The following is an 18,746-nucleotide window of genomic DNA, read 5'->3' as shown; positions in this document are numbered from 1 at the left end:
CTTTTCACAGCTCGACCTGATTCAGGGGGATTCGAGAGCGCGCGTTTGCGGCAGGCCGTGTGCCATGCCCCTCACCCGACCGGCCCATCGATGCTTCGCATCGAAAGGCCGGTCGACCTCTCCCCGCAAATGCGGGGCGAGGTTAAGGAAGGCCCGCCCCTACTTCCCAAACGTCTCCCGCATCTTCGCCTGGATCTTGGCCATGCCGCCGATCCAGCGGTCGTAGTTTTCGGTCTTCTTGCGCATGTAGTCGATGACCTGCTTGTGCGGCAGGATCAGGAAGGTCTCCGCCTCGATCCCCGCCAGTGCATCCTGCGCGACCTGCTCCGGCGACAGGTTGCCGTCATTGGATTGCGGGCCCTTCGGGATGTTCTTCAGCATGTTGGTATCGACACCCTGCGGGCACAGGATCGAGACCTTGATGTTATCCGCCCGATGCGAGATCGCGAGATTTTCGGCGAAGCCAACCGCGGCGTGCTTGGTGGTCGAATAGGCCGGGCTGCCGACCTGCGAGAGGAGCCCCGCGGCAGAGATCGTGTTGAGGAAGTAGCCGCCGCCACGTGCCTTGTAGAGCGGGATCAGATGCCGCGCCGCATAGACGTGCGCCATCACATGGATCGCCCAGCTCTTCGCCCATGGTTCATCCGATGTGCCACCGGCATTCGGGCTCATAGGATCGAAGCCGCCGCCGATGCCGGCATTGGAGCAGAACAAAGCGATCGGCCCGTAATGCCGTTCAGTCAGTTCGATCACATGCTGGATGTCTTTTTCCTTGCCGACATCGCATCGGAACGCGGCGCCGCCGATGGACTCTGCAACGGCGGCTGCGCGTTCGCCATCGAGATCGACGACGACGACTTTCGCTGCACCCGCTTTATGAAATGTCTCGCATAACGCCTGGCCGATGCCATTGGCGCCACCGGTCACGACGACGACCTTACCGGTCACCTGCATGCCGCACTCCCCTTGATGTTTTTGTTTCTTGTTAGAGCATGATCCGATCCGAAAACCGGTATCCACTTTCCGGGATCATGCCCTAGGTGCTCAGCACCATGTCGAGCACGGCCGTATAGTGGCACGCGGCGCCGAGCAGGACAAATGCGTGCCAGATGGCGTTCTGGAAACGCAGCCGCTGCCAGGCGTGGAATACGACGCCCAGCGTATACAGCGTGCCGCCGGCGGCGACGAACCACATGGTCAGCGGCGGCAGCGGCGTGAACACGGCGTCATAGGCCATCAAGCCGCTCCAGCCCATGGCGAGATAGAGCACGACCGCAAGGCGATCGAAACGGCCGGGATAAACGAGCTTGATGACGATGCCGGTGATGGCGACGCTCCACACGCCGGCGAGCAGCGAGATCGCGAGCCGTGTATTGGCGATCTGCGCAAAGAACGGCGTGTAGGTCGCGGCGATGAGAAGATAGATCGCGGAGTGATCGAAGCGACGCAGGAACCACTTTCGCGGCGACACCGGCCACATATTGTAGATGGCCGACAGCACCAGCATGGCCAGCAGGCCGACGGAATAGACCGAGACGGTCACGACTTCATACGCGGTCGCAAACACGGCAGCGAGGACGATGAGAACCGTGGCGGCGATCAGGCCGGAGAACACGCCGAGCCCGTGAACGATGCCGTCGGCGATCAGCTCGGCACGGTCGTAATTCCAGCGGATCGCGCCGGCCACCATGTGAGCGGAATTGCTGGTCAGTTCTTTGATGCGAAAAACGGTCATGGTGGCGTCAACCCGGCCGGTGCTATGCGGTGAGCTTGCCCCGTAAGCCCGCCTGTGACTTCCCCTGAAATCAGCGATAGATCATAGGCTGGAGATCGTCAACGAAAGCCAAACGACGAAGTGACGACGCTTTCGTGACGAACTTGATTTCAGCCAGACAATCGCCATTTTTAAAGGCAGATCAACACCCGCGCACCATTCACCATGATGAGCTTTCCCGCACGATGCCCAGCCTGTCCGAACTCGTCGAAGAAGCGCGGCTGTCTGCGCGCGCATTGCTCGATTATGGCGATGGTCTGTTCAATCCCACGGTGCGGCTTGGGGTCACAGGCCTGTCGCGCGCCGGCAAGACGGTCTTCATTACTGCACTCGTGCATGGCCTGACGCGCGGCGGACGCTTTCCGGTGTTCGAGTCGCTCGCCACCGGGCGCATCGCGCAAGCGCGTCTTGCGCCGCAGCCCGACGATGCCGTCCCGCGTTTTGCCTATGAGGAACATCTACGCACGCTGATCGATGAGCGCCGCTGGCCGAACTCGACAACGGATATCAGCGAGCTGCGTCTGGTCATCGACTATCAGCGCACGAGCGGCGCCGACCGCAAGCTCACGCTCGACATCGTCGACTATCCCGGCGAATGGCTGCTGGATCTGCCCTTGCTCAACAAGAGCTATGAGGAATGGTCGGCGGAGAGCCTTGCGCTGTCGCGGCAGGGTCCGCGCGCGGCGCTGGCTGCGGCGTTTCACGCGCATCTTGCCACGCTCGATCCCAATGCGCCGGAAAACGAGCAGGCTACACTGATCGCAGCAAAACTCTTCACCGACTATCTGCGCGCCTGCCGCGACGAACGCTTCGCCATGAGCCTGCTGCCGCCGGGCCGGTTCCTGATGCCGGGCAATCTTGCAGGCTCGCCGGCACTCACCTTTGCGCCGCTCGACGTCGCCAGCGATGGCAGCGCACCGGATGGTTCGCTGTGGGCGATGATGAAGCGACGCTACGAGGCCTACAAGGACGTCGTCGTCCGCCCTTTCTTCCGCGATCACTTCTCCAGGCTGGATCGGCAAATCGTACTCGTCGATGCGCTCTCTGCCTTCAATGCGGGACCCGAAGCGCTGCACGATCTCGAAGCGGCGCTCGCCGGCATTCTCGATTGTTTCCGCATCGGCCGGAGCACGATCCTCAGCACACTGTTCCGTCCGCGCGTCGATCGCATCCTGTTTGCGGCGACCAAGGCCGATCATCTGCATCACCTCAGCCATGACCGGCTGGAGGATGTGCTCAGGCGCACCGTGACCAAGGCAGTGTCGCGTTCGGAGCTGGCCGGCGCGTCGGTCGACGTCGTCGCCATCGCCGCGGTGCGCGCGACCAAGGAAGCGCTGGTGCAACGCGGCCGCGACAAACTGCCCTCGATATTGGGCACGCCGGCCGCCGGCGAGGTCGCCAATGGCGAGACATTCGACGGCGAGACCGAAGTCGCGACCTTCCCCGGCGATCTGCCGACCGATCTCGACGGTTTGTTCACCGGCGGTTCTTTCAAGGGCCTCTCGACAGACGGCGCTGACAAGGCCGACTATCGCTTCCTGCGCTTCCGCCCGCCGCTCCTCACCCGCGATGGCGGCGAGGAGCCGGCGCTGCCTCACATCCGCCTCGACCGCGCGCTCCAGTTCCTGATCGGAGACAGGCTGCAATGACCGACCGTACGCGCCGCCCGGCCACGTTCCGGCTCGACGATCCCCACGTCACCGTCATGGACGCCGACGAGGATGTGGGCCGCCTCGCCCGCGGCACCATCCGCATCACCCCCGAAGCCGATCCGATGGCGATGCCCGTCGTCATCGACGAGCCACTACGGCCGGTGCGATCAGGCTTCCGCTGGGGCACACTGTTCTGGACCGGACTCGGCGGCCTCGTGCTGCTCGGCACGGGTCTCGGCGTCACGCAACTGGTCCGCGACCTGTTCGCGATCAATGACGGCCTCGGCTTTCTCGGCGTCGGCTTCGCTGCGCTGGTCAGCGTCGCGCTGATCGCCATCATCACACGTGAGACGCTGAGCCTGATGCGGCTCGCCACCATCGAGAAGCTGCATGCCCGCGCGCTGGCCGTCATCGCCAGCGACGACCGCGCCGAGAGCCGCGCCGTGCTCACCGACCTGCTGAAGCTCGCGCATACCAATCCGCGCCTCGCCCGCGCGCGCACGGCCCTGCAGGGCCATGCCGACGATATCATCGACGGCGCCGATCTCATTCGCGTAGCCGAACGTGAATTGATGAGCCCGCTCGACATCGAAGCGCGCCGCCTCGTCTCGGTCGCCGCACAGCGCGTCTCGGTGGTAACCGCTGTCAGCCCACGCGCGGTGGTCGATGTTCTGTTCGTCGCCGCCGCGGCGATCCGGCTGGTCCGGCAGCTCGCAAAACTCTATGGCGGCCGGCCGGGGACACTCGGGATGATCACGCTGATGCGTCATGCCATCAGCCATCTGGCCATCACCGGCGGCATGGCCGCCAGCGACAGCATGATCCAGCAGGTGCTCGGCCATGGCATCGCCGCGAAACTCTCGCAGCGGCTCGGCGAAGGCGTGCTCAATGGACTGCTCACGGCCCGCCTGGGTCTCGCCGCCATCGATGTGACGCGGCCATTGCCATTCACGGCGCTGCCACGCCCGCAACTTGGCGATCTCGCAAAGGATCTGCTGCGGAAGCGGGACGGGGAAGAGAATACGTAATCCGCACTCCTTCTAGACTGCGGCCACGCAGTCGACCTCGACGTCGAACGGGCCATGCCATCCCGCAACGATGAAAAAGCCCCGCGCCGGCGGATCGCTAGAGAAGTAACGCGCATAAACCCGATTGATGGTTTCGAACTGATCGGCCCCCGTGCAATAGACATTACACTTGATCACCCTGTCGATCGATGAACCCGCAGCCGTGAGGCACAGCGCCATCTGATCGAGGACAATCTCGATCTGCCGCTCCAGCGGGAAGCGCCTGATCTCCCCGGTCTCGGGATCATAAGGCGGCAGTTGCGAGACATAGACGAGATCGCCGTAGCGCACGGCCGGCGCGACAGGAACCTTCCGTGCTTCGAAATAGGATGAGAACGGTTCGACACGAATGAACTGTGCCTGCATGTTTCCACTCCCGGCTGCCATTGTTGATCGCATCATCGCACGGGCGCCGGCCGGCGCCGGGCCAATTGGTTCGGCGCCGGCCGAACCGACGGGAGTGGCGGATTATCCGGCGAGCCGCTACGCTGGGTTATGGTCGCCTCCGCTAACATGGTCGAAGTCGCAGCGCTGGTTGGCGATACAGCGCGCGCGACCATGCTTGCGGCACTCATGGGAGGTCAGGCGCTCACGGCAACCGAACTGGCGTTTCAGGCGCGGATATCCCGCCCCACCGCGAGCGAACATCTGGTTCGGCTGCTCAACGCGCGATTGATATCGGTAACCCCGAGCGGGCGGTTTCGTTACTATCGGATCACATCACCACTTGTGGCCCAGATGCTGGAAAGCATGATCGCCGTCGCGGCCCTGGAAATGCCACCGAGGCATCGACCGCGTTCTGCGCGCGATGAAGCATTGCGCCTTGCGCGCAGTTGCTACGATCACATGGCCGGACGGCTCGGCGTTGCGGTCGCGGACGCGTTGATCGCGCGAGATTACATGCATCTGAGTGCAGATGGCGGAGCCCTGACCGACGCCGGCCACCGCTTTCTCTGCGACTTCGGAGCCACGCTTGAAACCGACCGCCGCAGCAAGCGCATCTTCTGCCGGGCCTGTCTGGACTGGAGCGAGCGGCGCTATCATGCGGGGGGACTGGTCGGCGCCGAGCTCCAACGGCGGTTTCTGGAACTCGGATGGATTGCGCGAACGGGCGCGACCCGCGCGTTTGAAGTCACGGATGCCGGCAAGATTGAATTGAAAGACATGTTTGGCATCGATCTGAACGTCACCGGCGCCAGTCCCAGCCTGCTTCCGCCCCGCCAGCCGGGAGAGAGTCGTCAGCGCGCCGCCAGCTGAATGCGTGACGGCACGGACATCTCCGCCAGCGCAGGCCAGCGATAGAATGGCGTATCAGGCTTCGGCGTCAGGTCCGGCGTCCAGCCCGTGAGCTTGTCGATCGCATAGTGCTTCATGGCAGTGCCGCGCCAGATGGTATCAACTTCAGCAACAGGCGTGAGCACTGCGCTGGTCGTCGCCAGCAATGGACGGTGGTTGTCCGCGGTCTGCGCGATATAGAGCCCGGTGTGACCCTTGATATCAGCCATGCCGGGATCGCGGAAGCCGATGAAACGCGCCCGTTCGTTGACCTGCACCACCGGGACCTTGTCCTTGAGATGCCAGCGCAGCATCGCATAGGTGCGGTAGTCGGTCGTCGCGATCCAGGTGGCGCCGGTGGTCTTCATCTCTGCCAGTGCGCGGTCAGCCAGCACCTGATAGCCGCCCTCCCCGCCGAGCGGATCGTTCTTGCCGATCAGATTCCACGGCGCGGCCACGCTATAGAGGAAGACCAGCACCACCAGCGGAATGCCGGTGGCGATGGCAGCGATGCTCCAGCCATAGGAGGCACGCACCATGCGCGGCGACCAGCCGTCGGCCGGCAGTTTCGTCAGGTTGATCGCCACCGCAGCGATGCCGGCGGGCCACAGGAACATCGGCCAGGTATCGCCGACACGCAGGGTCAGCGACTTCCATGCAAAGAAAAAGAACGGCACCAATACGCAGGTGGCGAGCAGGATCGCGACCGGTTCGCGGCGGCGATAGCCACGCCATGCAGTGACGACAACCGCGGAGAGAATGACCGGCATCAGGATTAAGCCGACCTGACCGAACTGCAGGCCGAGAAAATCGCCGAGCGTGCGCAGCGACACCTCGTTGTTCGTGGTGGCGCGGATGAACTGGAACCTGAACGACGCCCAGTCGTGGCCGGCATTCCAGATCAGGACCGGCGACGAGATCGCCAGTGCGATCAGCACGGCCAGCCATGGATACGGGCTGCACAGCCAGCGTCCGCGCCATTCCGGCACCAGCATGAATGCGAGAATGCCGGGCACGAACATCACCACCGTGAGTTTGGACAGCAAGGCGAAGCCGCCGAAGACGCCTGCTGCGAGCCACCAGCGTCCGTCATGGCTTTCGGCAAGCCGCACCAGTGACCACAGCATCGCCATGGCGAACGGGATCAACGCGACATCCGGCGCGACCTTGGCCATCAACAATCCGTAATACAGCGCCGCTTCCGACATCAGCACCGCCAGCAGCACCGCGCGCAGATCCTGCGTGACGCGGCGAACGATGTCGGCGAGCAGCAATTGCGTCACCGCCATCGCCACGATACCGGCGAAACGCGCGCCGAAATTCGTGTCGCCGAAGATCAGCGTGCCCGCACGGATGAACCATGAGATCATCGGCGGATGATCGAGGAACGACAGCACGCTCTCCTTCGACCACGTCCAGTAATAGGCCTCGTCGGTGCGCAGATCGAACAGCCCCGCATAGACCAGCCGCATCGCGGTCAGCGCGACCAGCAATGCACCGATCACCCAAAAGGCGCGGCGGGAGACATTCCGATCGAGGTAAGGGTCGGGAAAAGACGTCATCGCCGAGCTTTTCGGCGGACTTCGCCATGCTGTCAACTTGTTGACTTTACTGCTGGATAAGGTCTGTCCAGAGGCCGCTCCGGATGGCATCGGAGCGCGTCTCGCCGTAGGGTTTCGCCATGGATGCGACGTTCAAGACAGCCGGCAAGCCACCTGGGGCCACCCCCGCCGCCGGGTGGTGGCGCGGCATCGGGCTGCGCCAGGTCCGGCTGGTCTGCGGACTGGTGCTGTTCACCTATCTGCTCAGCCATTTCCTGAATCATGCGCTCGGCAATATCTCGCTCGACGCGTTGCAGACCGGCGTCGTCATCCATGCCGGCTTCTGGCAGTTCTTTCCAGTCGCCGTGACCTTCTACTCGGCGGTCACGATCCATGGCGTGCTCGGCATCTGGGCGCTGTTCGAACGGCGGCAGTTCCGCTGGCGAGCCGTCGAGCCGCTGCAACTGGTACTCGGGCTTAGCATTCCCGCACTCATCGTCGGCCATGTGGTCGCCGTCCGCCTGGGAGAAAACCTGTACGACATCAATCGCAGCTATCCTCAGGTGTTCTATGGCTGGATCACCTCGCCCGCGAAGACGTGGTCGATGTATCTCGTGGTGGTCGTCGCCTGGCTGCACGGCTGCATCGGGCTGTATTTCTGGCTGCGGCTGAAAGCCCACTTCAAGAGCCTCGCGCCCTATCTTCTGTCGGCTGCCGTGCTGATCCCGACACTGGCACTGCTCGGCATCTTTCAGGGCAAGCGTGAGGTCGAGGCCAAGCTGGCATCGCCGCAATGGCAGGCCGAGAATTTCGGCCCGGACCGAATGGGCACCGTTCCACAGCAGCAGACACTGGGCGACATCACCGACGATCTCCTGATCGGCTACCTCGCGCTGCTCGGTATCGTGCTCGCGGCCCGCGCTATCCGCATGGTCGTCGAACGCCGCGCCGGGATGATCAATCTGTCCTATAGCGACGGTCGCAAGCTGCGCGTCCCTCTCGGCTTCAGCGTGCTGGAAGCGAGCCTGCGTCATCGCGTGCCGCATGCCAGCGTCTGCGGCGGACGCGCGCGCTGTTCGACCTGCCGCATTCGCGTCACCAGCGGTGTCGAGACATTGCCGGCACCATCCGCGCGCGAAGCCTTCGTGCTGAGCAGGATCGGCGGCGCTGCAGACCCCGCGGTCCGGCTGGCCTGCCAGTTGCGACCGACAGCCGACCTCACCTTCGTTCAACTGTTCGCGCCGCAGGTGACCAGCGCGAATGCTCACGCATCGCAGCCGGCGCGGATCGGCCAGGAGCGTTATCTCGTCTGCATGTTCGTCGACATGCGCGGCTCGACCATGCTCGCCGAGAAGCGGCTGCCTTACGACACGGTGTTCATCGTCAACCGTTTTCTCGACGCCGTCTCGCGAGCTGTGATCGCAAGCGGCGGCAAGCCCAACCAGTTCATCGGCGACGGGGAGCTGGCGCTGTTCGGCCTCGCCTGCGATCCGCAGACCGCGTGTCGTCAGGCCCTGCAGGCTGCACGGCTCATTGCCGAAAATATCGACGAACTCAATCGCGCCCTCGCCCATGACCTGCCGCAGCCGCTGCGTTTCGGCATCGGCATTCACGGCGGCGAAGTCATCGTCGGCGATATCGGCTATCGCGACCACATGGTGTTCACCGCACTCGGCGATGCGGTCAATGTCGCCGCGCGCCTGCAGGACATGACCAAGAGCCTCGCTTGCGAAGTCATCATCTCCGAGGAAGTAAGCACCACTGCAGGCCTCGCGGGTGACGCGCTGCCACAACAGGACGTCGCGATCCGCGGTCGCGCCGCGCCGATGAATGTGCGCACGATCAAAGACGCCAAGGTACTTTCATCTCTCGTGACCAGCGACATGGTTTCCGCGCTTTAACGCTGTTCCTGCAGGGCGCACCTGCTTTGCCTGCCTGAACAAGCATTCAGAAAATTCCTACAGAATTTCTTCGAACCCGCTCCGAAATCGATGCGACGAATTTGCGATGGATCGAACAGACAGATCCCGCAACCAGCGCTTCGCGCATCACTGAAGGAGAATGACCATGTTTCGCAAACTCGCACTCGCATTCGTTGCAGCAGCTTCTCTTGGCGCGATGGCGCTCACGCCGTCCACCGCATCGGCCCATGGCTGGGGCTGGCATGGCCATCACCACCACTTCCATGGTGGCGGCTTCTACGGCCCCACTTTCGGCATTGGCTATGTCGGTGGCGGCGGTGGATGCTATGTGAGCCGCCGCGTGATGACGCCCTACGGCCTGCGCTGGCGCACGGTTAACGTCTGCTACTAATCCTCGCATGAGGGCTGCGAACCCCGGCCGTCTCGGCCGGGGTTTTGCATTGCAGCGATATCACTCGCGTGCAGGCGACAACGCATGGTCGTATCGCGGCTGAGCCTGGCACTGTGCTTTTGCGACCTTCCGCCGCGTCGGAAACATCCTGAATAGCGACGAATCCCGGCAAATTGGACAGAGAACGGTCGGTTTGGACGATTTCTGCACGCCGTTTGAGCTATCAAGCTTGGCAATCCGCGGGTAACGTGCGCATGTCGGATATGCCGGTTTGCGGGGACCGGCAGTTCGTTATCGATTTTGATCCCGCGGAGACGACGTGATGACTAAAGGCACTGTGAAGTGGTTCAACCCGACGAAGGGTTATGGATTCATCCAGCCGGCGAATGGCGGCAAGGACGTGTTCGTTCATATTTCGGCAGTTGAGAAGGCTGGCCTTTCGACACTGAACGAAGGACAGACCGTTGAATTCGAGGAAGTTGCCAACCGCGGCAAGACCTCGGCTGAGAACCTCAAGGTCTGATACATCTGGTTTGATATCAGTGTGATCTGGCTGCTTCACCGAAGTCTTCGAGATCACGCCTCAACAATGTAGAGCGCATTCGGCACGAGCGGTTTCCTCCAAAGGGGCACCTCTCCTGCAACGCAATCAGTTTCACGCAGGATTGCGCTAATTCGATCCGCGGTGTGCGCTCTAGCCTAACTCCAAAAGTCCGAGCTGAGATCTTTCGAGGTCCGCTGCTTAGAGCCGCCAGTTGACGTGACGCACGCCTCAGCGACGCGACGGCGCTCCATTCCCTGCTTCAGTTTTCCTTGACCCACTGATCGGCCGGCTTGACGTCCGGCAGCTGCGCATAGCCGCGCGTCCACATGTCGACCACCCATTCGGTGCCTGTCGCGCGGTCCAGCAGCACGGCGGTATTGTGCGGCGTCTGCAGCACCAGCGCATTGCCGCGATAGCGCGGATTGCCCACCGTGTGATGCTTGAGCAAACCCCAGTCCTGGATGATCAGCAGAAGGCTGGTGACGTTGCGCGTCGTGTCCCAGCAATCGAAATTGTGCTTGTCGTCGAAATAGCGGAAATCCGCATTGGCGATCCGCTTGTCGGTGCCCAGCACCGGGCCGACGCGGCGGTCCCACCACACCACCGCCTTCTGCACGGCAGCGCGCTCCGCTGCGGCCGACGCCTTGCCTGCGGCGAGAAGCTTGGTGAGCGCAGCCCTGTCGGCCGGCGTGAAATCGAAGGCGTGGCGACGCCGGCAGACGAAGCCGTAGCAGATGGTCATGGAACCCGCGGATGGCGGATAAATCGACACCGACGTGTAGAGATCGCTGACCTCGCGGGACATTTCGATCGCGCGCGCATGAGACATCGAGAACAGGCCGGTCAGCGCGATGACACCTGCCGCCATCAGACTACGAAAATCGGCGACACGAAGATTGAACTGGCCTGCCCGCATGATTTGCTCCGAGAGAAACGCGCGGAAACCTAACGCAGGGTCTCCACGCTGCCAAGACAACGGCAAGGTAACGGCGGCGTTATCCCGGCTCGCTATCCCACCGGCAGCGGTGCGTCGCGCTTCACTTCTTCCATGACGGCGTAGGTGCGGCTCTCGCGCACGCCGGGAAGTGCCAGCAGACTCTCGCCGAGAAAACTCCGATAGGCGCTCATGTCGGCAACGCGCGCCTTCACCAGATAATCGAAACCGCCGGCCACCATGTGGCACTCCAGCACTTCCGGCGCGAGCCGCACCGCGCGGGCGAAGCGCTCGAACACATCCGGCGTGGTCTTGTCGAGCAGAACTTCGACGAACACCAAAAGGCCGAGGCCAAGCATCTGCGGATTGAGCCGCGCACCATAGCCCTCGATATAGCCGTCGCGCTGCAGCCGCTTCAGCCGATCGCCGATCGATGTCGGGGACAGGCCGATCTTCTCGGCCAGCTCGACATTGGCGATTCGGCCGTCAGCCTGCAGGATGGCGAGGATTTTCCGGTCGATCTTGTCGATATCACTCATATCAGGTGTATAGCACGACCATTTCCGGATTATCTAAGGTAAAATTTCGATATCTCCTATCGAACTACGGGCGGACCGGGATTAGGGTTGCAGAATATCCGAGGAAACGCCCATGCCGCCCGATTCCATGCCTCCCTTCAGCGCTCCCTATGCACCGGATGATGGAGCCATCGCCGCCTGGCTTCTGGCCGACGCAGCCATGACGCCCGCCCAGGACGCGCGGATCGACGCAACGGCCAGGCGCCTGATCGACGCAATCCGCGCCAAGGACGACCGCTTTGGCGGTGTCGAGGACATGCTGCGGGAATATGCGCTCTCCACCAAGGAGGGCCTGGCGCTGATGGTACTGGCCGAGGCGCTGCTGCGGGTGCCGGACGCGCGCACCGCCGATGCCTTCATCGAGGACAAGCTCGGCCAGGGCGACTTCATCCATCATGAAACGAAATCGAGCGCCTTCCTAGTCAATGCCTCGGCCTGGGCGCTCGGCATCTCGCAGCGCGCGATCCAGCCCGGCGAGACGCCGACGGGCACGCTGGGCCGGCTGGCGAAGCGGATCGGCCTGCCCGCGGTGCGCACCGCGACGCGGCAGGCGATGCGGCTGATGGGCAGCCATTTCGTGCTCGGGGAAACCATCGATGCAGCGCTGGCCCGCGCCCGCGCGCCATCCGAGCGCCCGGCACGCTACTCCTTCGACATGCTTGGCGAAGGCGCGCGCACCAAAGACGACGCGCAGCGCTATTTCGACTCCTACGCCTCGGCGATCTCGGCCATCGGTCACGCCGCGGGCAAGCGGCCTCTGCCCGACCGGCCGGGTATCTCGGTCAAACTCTCGGCGCTGCATCCGCGCTATGAGGCGGTGAGCCATCAGCGCGTGATGCGCGAACTGGTGCCGCGTCTGATCGCGCTGGCGCAGCAAGCGAAGAGCTATGACCTCAATTTCACCGTCGATGCCGAAGAAGCCGACCGACTCGAATTGTCGCTCGACGTGATCGACGCGGCCTTTGCCGATCCGTCGCTGGCAGGATGGGACGGTTTCGGGCTTGCGATCCAAGCTTATCAAAAGCGCTGCGCCGATGTGATCGACCACATCGACGCGCTGGCGCGCCATCACGATCGCAAGATGATGGTGCGGCTCGTCAAGGGCGCCTATTGGGACACCGAGATCAAGCGCGCGCAGGAACGCGGGCTCATTGGCTATCCGGTGTTCACGCGCAAGGCGATGACCGATCTCAACTACATCGCCTGCGCGCAGAAGCTGCTCGTGCTGCGGCCGCGCATCTTCCCGCAGTTCGCGACGCACAATGCGCTCACCGTCGCGACCATCCTCGAACTGGCCGGCACCAGCGGCGGCCATGAATTCCAGCGCCTGCACGGCATGGGCGACGCGCTTTACGATCAACTCGGCAAGGACTACCCCGCTATCCGCTGGCGCACCTATGCGCCGGTCGGCAGTCATCGCGATCTGCTGGCCTATCTGGTGCGACGGCTGCTGGAGAATGGCGCGAACTCATCTTTCGTGGCGATCGCCGCCGATGACACCGTGCCGACCGCAAGCTTGCTGCAGCGACCGACCGCAATTATTGGCGCGCCCGACGGCGCGCGTCATCCGAAGATCCCGCTCCCCGCCGATCTCTATCGACCCGAGCGCACCAATTCGCACGGCATCGAATTCGGCGAACGCGCTGCGTTGAACAAATTGCTGGTCGAGATTGCGGCCAGCAAGCCAGACATGGACAAGGTAGTCGATGCCAATGCCGAGCAGGCAAATGCTGCGGTGACGGTAGCGCGCACAGGCTTTGCATCATGGAGCCGCACGCCGGCTGAAGACCGCGCGGCAATCCTCGACCACGCCGCCGATCTTCTGGAACAGCGCCGTGCGTCCTTCATCGCATTGCTGCAACAGGAAGGCGACAAGACGCTCGATGACGCGCTGTCGGAAGTCCGCGAAGCCATCGACTTCTGCCGCTACTATGCCGCGCAAGGCCGCAAGCAATTCGGCGAGGGCGAGGTGATGCCCGGGCCCACCGGCGAGAGCAACCTGTTGAGCCTGCGCGGCCGCGGCGTCTTCGTCGCCATCTCGCCGTGGAATTTTCCGCTGGCGATCTTTCTTGGCCAGGTGAGTGCCGCGCTGATGGCCGGCAATACGGTCGTCGCCAAGCCGGCCGAACAAACGCCACGCATCGCGGCGCAGGCCGTGCGCCTGCTTCACGAAGCCGGTGTGCCCACGTCAGCACTGCATCTGATCCAGGGCGACGGCCGCACCGGGGCGGCGCTCGTCGCGCATCCCGCCATCGCCGGTGTGGTGTTCACCGGCTCGACCGAGGTGGCGCGATCCATCAATCGCGCCCTCGCCGCCAAAGATGGCCCGATCGTGCCACTCATCGCGGAGACCGGCGGCATCAATGCGATGATCGTCGATGCCACCGCCCTGCCCGAACAGGTCGCCGACGATGTGGTGATGTCAGCGTTCCGGTCAGCCGGGCAGCGCTGCTCGGCGTTGCGGCTGCTGCTGGTGCAGGACGATGTCGCCGATCGCATGATCGAGATGATCGTGGGCGCGGCCCGGGAACTCAAGCTGGGCGATCTCCGTGATGCCGCCACTCATATCGGCCCGGTGATCGACACCGAGGCAAAGCAAAAGCTCGATGCGCATATTGCGCGCATGACGACCGAAGCACGCGTGCACCTTGCGGGCACGGCACCTGCAGGCAACTTCGTCGCACCGCATATCTTCGAACTCGCAAGCGCACGGCAGCTCACCGAGGAAGTGTTCGGCCCGATCCTGCATGTGGTGCGCTACCGCGCTGCCGGCTTCGACAAGGTGCTGCAGGATATTGCCGACACCGGCTTCGGGCTCACGCTCGGCGTGCATTCGCGGATCGACGATATGATCGAGCGCGTGATCGCGCGCCTGCCGGTCGGCAATGTCTATGTGAACCGCAACATGATCGGCGCCGTGGTCGGTGTGCAGCCCTTTGGTGGCTTCGGCCTGTCCGGCACCGGGCCGAAAGCCGGCGGTCCGCACTACCTCGCCCGCTTCGCCACCGAACAGACGGTGACGATCAACACGGCTGCCGCGGGTGGCAATGCAGCATTGATGACAGACGGCGATTGAATAACCCTCTCCCGTCTTGATCGCGCTCCGCGCGCTCGATCCACCCTCTCCCGCGGCGCGCAGCAGCGCTGCGCTGGTGGAGAGGGGAAGAGCGTTGCATCACCCATCGAAGATGGGTCAAATGCGCCACCGGATTCCAGACGGAATTAAATTCCGGCAGACGGCAAGAACACCACATAGAACAAAAGCGACGGGAGTGACGCATGGAAGACGGTCTGTTCAAGGGGCTGAAGGTGCTGGACTGCGCGAGCTTCATCGCCGCGCCCGCCGCAGCCACAGTGCTGTCTGACTTCGGCGCCGACGTCATCAAGATCGAACCGCCCGGTGCCGGCGACCCCTATCGCAACCTGCCCAACCTGCCCGGTTATCCCAAGAGCGAGCACAATTATGCGTGGATGATGGAGAGCCGAAACAAGAAGAGTCTCGCGCTCGATCTGGCCAAGCCGGAAGGCCAGGCAGTGCTCTACAAGCTCATCGCCGAAGCCGACGTGTTCATCACCAATTTCCCGCCGCCGGTGCGCAAGCGATTGAAGATCGCCTATGAGGATATCGCGTCGCTCAACGAGAAGCTCATTTATGCGTGCTTCACCGGCTATGGCGACAAGGGCGCGGAAGCGGACAAACCCGGCTTCGATAGCACCGCGTGGTGGGCGCGCTCCGGCATGATGGATCTGGTACGCGCGGATGAAGACACCACGCCGACGCGTTCGATTGCCGGCATGGGCGATCATCCCTGCGCCATGGCGCTTTATGGCGCCATCGTCACCGCGCTCTACAAGCGCGAGAAGACCGGCAAGGGCTGCCAGGTGAAATCCAACCTGATGGCCAATGGCGTGTGGTCGTCGAGCGTGCTGGCGCAGGCCAAGCTGGTCGGCGCCAAATTCGAGAAGCGCCGCTCGCGCGAGGAAGCGCTCAATGCCGTCACCAATCACTACAGGTGCCGCGACGGTCGCTGGATCATGCTGTCGCTGCTTGCCGAGGAGCGGCAATGGCCGGCTTTCACCAAATGCCTCGGCCGCGAGGACCTGCGCGACGATCCGCGCTTCGCAACCAAACCCGATCGCCATGCGCGTTCCGTCGAACTGATCAAGATCCTCGACGAGGTGTTCGCGACCCGCGACCTCGCCGACTGGCGCGAGCGGCTCGATGGCAACGGCCTCGTGTTCGGCTTCGTCGGTATTCTCGACGACATCCCGAACGATCAGCAGATGAAGGACAACGACGTGCTGATCCCGTTTGAGGGAACCGACATCCTCACCATCAACAGCCCGATCTGGATCGGCGGCGAGACCAAACGCAAACCGCATCTGCCGCCGTCCATCGGCCAGCACAGCGACGAGATCCTGCGTGCCGCTGGTTTCGACGATGCCGAGATTGCGCGGCTGCGCGCGACTGGCGCGGTAGCATAGTCGCGCAAATAGCGGAGTACGCAGCTCGCGCAAAAGAGTTTCAATGCTGCGATGCGGCCCGTGATCACGAAGTGGTCACGGGCTGATCTGAAACCGCCTCTCCCACCACGCGTAGCTGATCTCGTTAGCGCGACAGGCCATGGACATATCCTGGCCTGTCGCCGGCAACGAGATCACAACGTCTGCGGATTCCCCGCCGGCGACGCCACAGTCAATCGGGAGACGACCATGTCCAAGAAGCGCATTGCACTACTGTCATTCGCCGCCTTCAGCACGCTGATGATTTCGGCGAGCTTCCTCGAGCCCGCTGCTGCCAAGATGATGAAGGGCGAGAACACCGTCATGGTAGGCGGCGCCGCGATGTATCCGTCCAAGAACATCGTCGAGAACGCCGTGAATTCGAAGGATCACACCACGCTGGTCGCCGCCGTGAAGGCCGCCGGCCTCGTCGATACGCTGGCCAGCCCCGGCCCGTTTACCGTGTTCGCACCGACCAATGCGGCATTCGGCAAGCTGCCAAAGGGCACTGTCGGCACACTGGTGCAGCCGGAGAACAAGGCAACGCTCACCAAGATCCTCACCTATCACGTGGTCCCCGGCCGGCTGCAGGCAGCTGCGCTGACCGACGGCAAGAAGCTCACCACCGTCGAAGGTGAAGAGCTCACCGTGCGGCGCTCCGGCGGCAAGGTGATGCTCGTCGATGCCAAGGGCGGCGTCTCGACCGTCACCATCCCGAACGTAAACCAGTCGAACGGCGTGATCCACGTGGTCAACACCGTGCTCATGCCGGGCTAACCGTTCCAGAGAGCATTCTGAATTGACCTACTTCGCCTCTCCCTGTCTGCGGGGAGAGGTGCTTTTTTGACTACCGCGCCAGCAGCCAGCCGAAGAAGCCGAGCCCGAGCAGGACGGCCACACCGATCGCGCAGACGCTGACGCGGATGCTGCTCGTCGTCTGCTGCTTGCTCTCGTTCTCGGCGATCGCGATGTCGCGTTCCTTGATCTCTTTGTCGGTCTCGTTCATCGCGTCCTCATTTCATTTCACGAAACACATGCCGATCGCAGACGACGCATCCCCACCAACCTGCTGACAGGCGAGACCTTCGGCACAGGTCCAGGATGCGAAACTCTTGTCCGCGACGCCATTCTGCTTCGGTCGATAACATGTCGCGCCCCAGCCATCGAGGAGAGGCGATCCCGCGAGTTCATTGGTACCACGCATCTGCGGCCGGTCGGAGAAACCGCGTGAAAAGTCCGCCGCCTTTCCATTGCGCATCGCCATGACGATATCGCGACGGCGGGGCTGATCACCGATGAAATGCGGCGATGCGGGGACCGTTCCCTGCGATTGCTCGGCCAGCGTGTCAGCGCCGGGAAAATGAAAACCGCCGATACCGCGAATCTGATGGCAGCCGCCGCAAGTGATGTCGTTCAGCCGCCGCGCGAAGCCGGCTGGCGAGCGGATGTTCTCCAAGGCGATGCCCTGCGATGCTGCTCGTTCCAGCGCGTTCACGATGTCGCGGTCGCTGAACACGCCCTTCCCCTTGCTGTCTATCAGACCGAACTCCGGCTGCAGCACCGATGGTGCAAAGCCAACCGGCGTCGACGCCAGCGACGATGTCGCGAGGAATTTCTCGGGGATCAAAACCGTACCGCGATCGAAGGCGCGCAGATTCTTCGGCGCGAGCAGCCAGTCTCGAAACGCGCGACCGAGCGCCGCGTCAGCCAGCAACCGATCACGGTCGATCTGGTCCTCCATGGATGCCTCGCGAAACTGCTTCGCGCTGGCATCGAAGCGAAACACCTTCTGCAAATAGTCGGTGCGGAATTCCCGCGTATCGGACTTCGGTCGATGCGCGATCTGCAGATTGGTTTCGATGCGATCGATATGTGCGGCTGTGATTGTCGCAAGCGGGCCACCCGGTTTCAGCAAGCGATCTGCGAGCGCTACGCCAGTCTCGGCGAACGGCGCTGAATCGAGCCAGCGCGCGGCGAGATCCGCGCATGTTACCGACGCATCGTTCGGGTCCTTCGCATGAAGCACAAGATTTAGCGTCATCGGCAGGCGCGGCGGTGTCGTGCCAGTGGCCGTGCGCGTGAGGCGGTAGATCAGCCTGATCTCGCCGCAAGTATCCGGCGCGACATAAGCGCGGTCCATGCGGTTGACGATTCCGGCGAGAATGAACCGCGCGTCGGGCGACGTCAGCATTACCTTGTCGAACAGTTGCACATCATGGCCGGGGCCAACGCCAATGCTCACGCGCGGCTGGCGGTTCTGATGCTCGGCGAGATAGTGCGTGAACGCATCATCCAGCGCGGCACGGACCGGCGTCATCGCAGGCAGAGCAAACAGAGCATCGTTGGGGATCGGTATCGATCGCGCGGTATCGAGCAGTTGCGCGAGGCCGAGACCGTGGGTGCCGTGCGTTTCCAGCGCCCGCAACACACCGGGATCGGTGACGGCGAGACCGTTGCCCTCGTCAGCCTGCGCGACAGCGACAGGAGCCACGAGGCCGAGCAGCACGGCAATGAGGCTCAAGCAAAGTCGCACGGCGCAATCCCGATACGTCATGCCGGGAAGCT

General features: G+C 63.2%; 17 protein-coding genes. 9 read left to right on the top strand and 8 right to left on the bottom strand.

Going from position 1 to position 18,746, the window contains the following annotated elements; genetic code table 11:
• Positions 1 to 159: 159 nt before the first annotated feature.
• Both AB8A38_RS27445 and trhA read right to left on the bottom strand, forming a co-directional pair.
• The gene (locus AB8A38_RS27445) at positions 160 to 954 is read right to left on the bottom strand and encodes an SDR family oxidoreductase (RefSeq protein ID WP_439088055.1); all 795 of its coding nucleotides are present in this window, start codon (positions 952 to 954) and stop codon (positions 160 to 162) included.
• Positions 955 to 1,036: 82 nt separating this feature from the next.
• Complete coding sequence (trhA, locus tag AB8A38_RS27440; protein WP_184518994.1) at positions 1,037 to 1,735, bottom strand: PAQR family membrane homeostasis protein TrhA; 699 nt, start codon at positions 1,733 to 1,735, stop codon at positions 1,037 to 1,039.
• A 224-nt stretch (positions 1,736 to 1,959) separates the two neighbouring features.
• Here trhA and AB8A38_RS27435 point away from each other — a divergent pair, with 224 nt between their 5' ends.
• Together AB8A38_RS27435 and AB8A38_RS27430 are read left to right on the top strand one after the other, a co-directional pair.
• Positions 1,960 to 3,423: a YcjX family protein gene (locus AB8A38_RS27435; RefSeq protein ID WP_439088054.1), complete on the top strand. Its 1,464-nt coding sequence runs from the start codon at positions 1,960 to 1,962 to the stop codon at positions 3,421 to 3,423.
• On the top strand, positions 3,420 to 4,454 hold the full coding sequence (locus AB8A38_RS27430) for a YcjF family protein (protein ID WP_439088053.1): 1,035 nt from the start codon (positions 3,420 to 3,422) through the stop codon (positions 4,452 to 4,454). Before AB8A38_RS27435 ends, AB8A38_RS27430 begins: the two co-directional genes overlap by 4 nt.
• 12 nt (positions 4,455 to 4,466) lie before the next feature.
• Here AB8A38_RS27430 and AB8A38_RS27425 read toward each other — a convergent pair whose 3' ends face one another.
• On the bottom strand, positions 4,467 to 4,859 hold the full coding sequence (locus AB8A38_RS27425) for a RidA family protein (RefSeq protein WP_439088052.1): 393 nt from the start codon (positions 4,857 to 4,859) through the stop codon (positions 4,467 to 4,469).
• A 147-nt stretch (positions 4,860 to 5,006) separates the two neighbouring features.
• On the opposite strand from AB8A38_RS27425, the gene AB8A38_RS27420 reads away from it, so the two are divergent.
• A complete protein-coding gene (locus AB8A38_RS27420) occupies positions 5,007 to 5,750 on the top strand; it encodes an ArsR/SmtB family transcription factor (RefSeq protein WP_439088051.1) in 744 nt (247 codons plus the stop codon).
• Here the strand turns inward: AB8A38_RS27420 and AB8A38_RS27415 are convergent.
• On the bottom strand, positions 5,732 to 7,330 hold the full coding sequence (locus tag AB8A38_RS27415) for a glycosyltransferase family 39 protein (RefSeq protein ID WP_439088050.1): 1,599 nt from the start codon (positions 7,328 to 7,330) through the stop codon (positions 5,732 to 5,734). The two genes, AB8A38_RS27420 and AB8A38_RS27415, sit on opposite strands and share 19 nt — an antisense overlap.
• A 119-nt stretch (positions 7,331 to 7,449) precedes the next feature.
• On the opposite strand from AB8A38_RS27415, the gene AB8A38_RS27410 reads away from it, so the two are divergent.
• From AB8A38_RS27410 to AB8A38_RS27400, 3 genes are all read left to right on the top strand, one after another.
• Positions 7,450 to 9,210, top strand: a complete 1,761-nt coding sequence (locus tag AB8A38_RS27410) for an adenylate/guanylate cyclase domain-containing protein (RefSeq protein ID WP_439088049.1) — start codon at positions 7,450 to 7,452, stop codon at positions 9,208 to 9,210.
• 166 nt (positions 9,211 to 9,376) lie between these two features.
• Positions 9,377 to 9,622: a hypothetical protein gene (locus AB8A38_RS27405; RefSeq protein WP_089265306.1), complete on the top strand. Its 246-nt coding sequence runs from the start codon at positions 9,377 to 9,379 to the stop codon at positions 9,620 to 9,622.
• 322 nt (positions 9,623 to 9,944) lie between these two features.
• Positions 9,945 to 10,145: a cold-shock protein gene (locus AB8A38_RS27400; protein ID WP_068734210.1), complete on the top strand. Its 201-nt coding sequence runs from the start codon at positions 9,945 to 9,947 to the stop codon at positions 10,143 to 10,145.
• Positions 10,146 to 10,425: 280 nt separating this feature from the next.
• Here the strand turns inward: AB8A38_RS27400 and AB8A38_RS27395 are convergent, their stop codons facing one another.
• Both AB8A38_RS27395 and AB8A38_RS27390 read right to left on the bottom strand, forming a co-directional pair.
• A complete protein-coding gene (locus tag AB8A38_RS27395) occupies positions 10,426 to 11,034 on the bottom strand; it encodes a hypothetical protein (protein ID WP_439088616.1) in 609 nt (202 codons plus the stop codon).
• 140 nt (positions 11,035 to 11,174) lie between these two features.
• The gene (locus tag AB8A38_RS27390; protein WP_439088048.1) at positions 11,175 to 11,639 is read right to left on the bottom strand and encodes an Lrp/AsnC ligand binding domain-containing protein; all 465 of its coding nucleotides are present in this window, start codon (positions 11,637 to 11,639) and stop codon (positions 11,175 to 11,177) included.
• Positions 11,640 to 11,751: 112 nt separating this feature from the next.
• On the opposite strand from AB8A38_RS27390, the gene putA reads away from it, so the two are divergent.
• The 3 genes from putA to AB8A38_RS27375 all read left to right on the top strand — a co-directional run bounded on the left by putA (position 11,752) and on the right by AB8A38_RS27375 (position 16,958).
• A complete protein-coding gene (gene putA / locus AB8A38_RS27385; RefSeq protein ID WP_439088047.1) occupies positions 11,752 to 14,754 on the top strand; it encodes a bifunctional proline dehydrogenase/L-glutamate gamma-semialdehyde dehydrogenase PutA in 3,003 nt (1,000 codons plus the stop codon).
• 203 nt (positions 14,755 to 14,957) lie between these two features.
• On the top strand, positions 14,958 to 16,163 hold the full coding sequence (locus AB8A38_RS27380; protein WP_439088046.1) for a CaiB/BaiF CoA transferase family protein: 1,206 nt from the start codon (positions 14,958 to 14,960) through the stop codon (positions 16,161 to 16,163).
• 228 nt (positions 16,164 to 16,391) lie between these two features.
• Positions 16,392 to 16,958 carry a fasciclin domain-containing protein gene (locus AB8A38_RS27375; protein WP_439088045.1) on the top strand — a complete coding sequence of 189 codons (567 nt, stop codon included), beginning with the start codon at positions 16,392 to 16,394 and terminating at the stop codon, positions 16,956 to 16,958.
• Between the two features lie 70 nt (positions 16,959 to 17,028).
• Here AB8A38_RS27375 and AB8A38_RS27370 read toward each other — a convergent pair whose 3' ends face one another.
• Positions 17,029 to 17,187, bottom strand: a complete 159-nt coding sequence (locus tag AB8A38_RS27370; protein WP_439088044.1) for a hypothetical protein — start codon at positions 17,185 to 17,187, stop codon at positions 17,029 to 17,031.
• 12 nt (positions 17,188 to 17,199) lie between these two features.
• Positions 17,200 to 18,714 carry a hypothetical protein gene (locus AB8A38_RS27365; RefSeq protein WP_439088043.1) on the bottom strand — a complete coding sequence of 505 codons (1,515 nt, stop codon included), beginning with the start codon at positions 18,712 to 18,714 and terminating at the stop codon, positions 17,200 to 17,202.
• Positions 18,715 to 18,746: the final 32 nt, after the last annotated feature.

This window comes from Tardiphaga sp. 839_C3_N1_4, assembly GCF_051811045.1.
GTDB lineage: Bacteria > Pseudomonadota > Alphaproteobacteria > Rhizobiales > Xanthobacteraceae > Tardiphaga.
The sequence above is the reverse complement of the archived record's forward strand: the minus strand, read 5'-3'. Positions and strand labels throughout refer to the sequence as shown.

Excerpts from the sequence above, each read along its gene's own strand:
- AB8A38_RS27445 (WP_439088055.1), bottom strand. The coding sequence starts at position 954 with ATGCAGGTGACCGGTAAGGTCGTCGTCGTGACCGGTGGCGCCAATGGC.
- trhA (WP_184518994.1), bottom strand. The coding sequence starts at position 1,735 with ATGACCGTTTTTCGCATCAAAGAACTGACCAGCAATTCCGCTCACATG.
- AB8A38_RS27435 (WP_439088054.1), top strand. The coding sequence starts at position 1,960 with ATGCCCAGCCTGTCCGAACTCGTCGAAGAAGCGCGGCTGTCTGCGCGC.
- AB8A38_RS27430 (WP_439088053.1), top strand. The coding sequence starts at position 3,420 with ATGACCGACCGTACGCGCCGCCCGGCCACGTTCCGGCTCGACGATCCC.
- AB8A38_RS27425 (WP_439088052.1), bottom strand. The coding sequence starts at position 4,859 with ATGCAGGCACAGTTCATTCGTGTCGAACCGTTCTCATCCTATTTCGAA.
- AB8A38_RS27420 (WP_439088051.1), top strand. The coding sequence starts at position 5,007 with ATGGTCGAAGTCGCAGCGCTGGTTGGCGATACAGCGCGCGCGACCATG.
- AB8A38_RS27415 (WP_439088050.1), bottom strand. The coding sequence starts at position 7,330 with ATGACGTCTTTTCCCGACCCTTACCTCGATCGGAATGTCTCCCGCCGC.
- AB8A38_RS27410 (WP_439088049.1), top strand. The coding sequence starts at position 7,450 with ATGGATGCGACGTTCAAGACAGCCGGCAAGCCACCTGGGGCCACCCCC.
- AB8A38_RS27405 (WP_089265306.1), top strand. The coding sequence starts at position 9,377 with ATGTTTCGCAAACTCGCACTCGCATTCGTTGCAGCAGCTTCTCTTGGC.
- AB8A38_RS27400 (WP_068734210.1), top strand. The coding sequence starts at position 9,945 with ATGACTAAAGGCACTGTGAAGTGGTTCAACCCGACGAAGGGTTATGGA.
- AB8A38_RS27395 (WP_439088616.1), bottom strand. The coding sequence starts at position 11,034 with ATGGCGGCAGGTGTCATCGCGCTGACCGGCCTGTTCTCGATGTCTCAT.
- AB8A38_RS27390 (WP_439088048.1), bottom strand. The coding sequence starts at position 11,639 with ATGAGTGATATCGACAAGATCGACCGGAAAATCCTCGCCATCCTGCAG.
- putA (WP_439088047.1), top strand. The coding sequence starts at position 11,752 with ATGCCGCCCGATTCCATGCCTCCCTTCAGCGCTCCCTATGCACCGGAT.
- AB8A38_RS27380 (WP_439088046.1), top strand. The coding sequence starts at position 14,958 with ATGGAAGACGGTCTGTTCAAGGGGCTGAAGGTGCTGGACTGCGCGAGC.
- AB8A38_RS27375 (WP_439088045.1), top strand. The coding sequence starts at position 16,392 with ATGTCCAAGAAGCGCATTGCACTACTGTCATTCGCCGCCTTCAGCACG.
- AB8A38_RS27370 (WP_439088044.1), bottom strand. The coding sequence starts at position 17,187 with ATGAACGAGACCGACAAAGAGATCAAGGAACGCGACATCGCGATCGCC.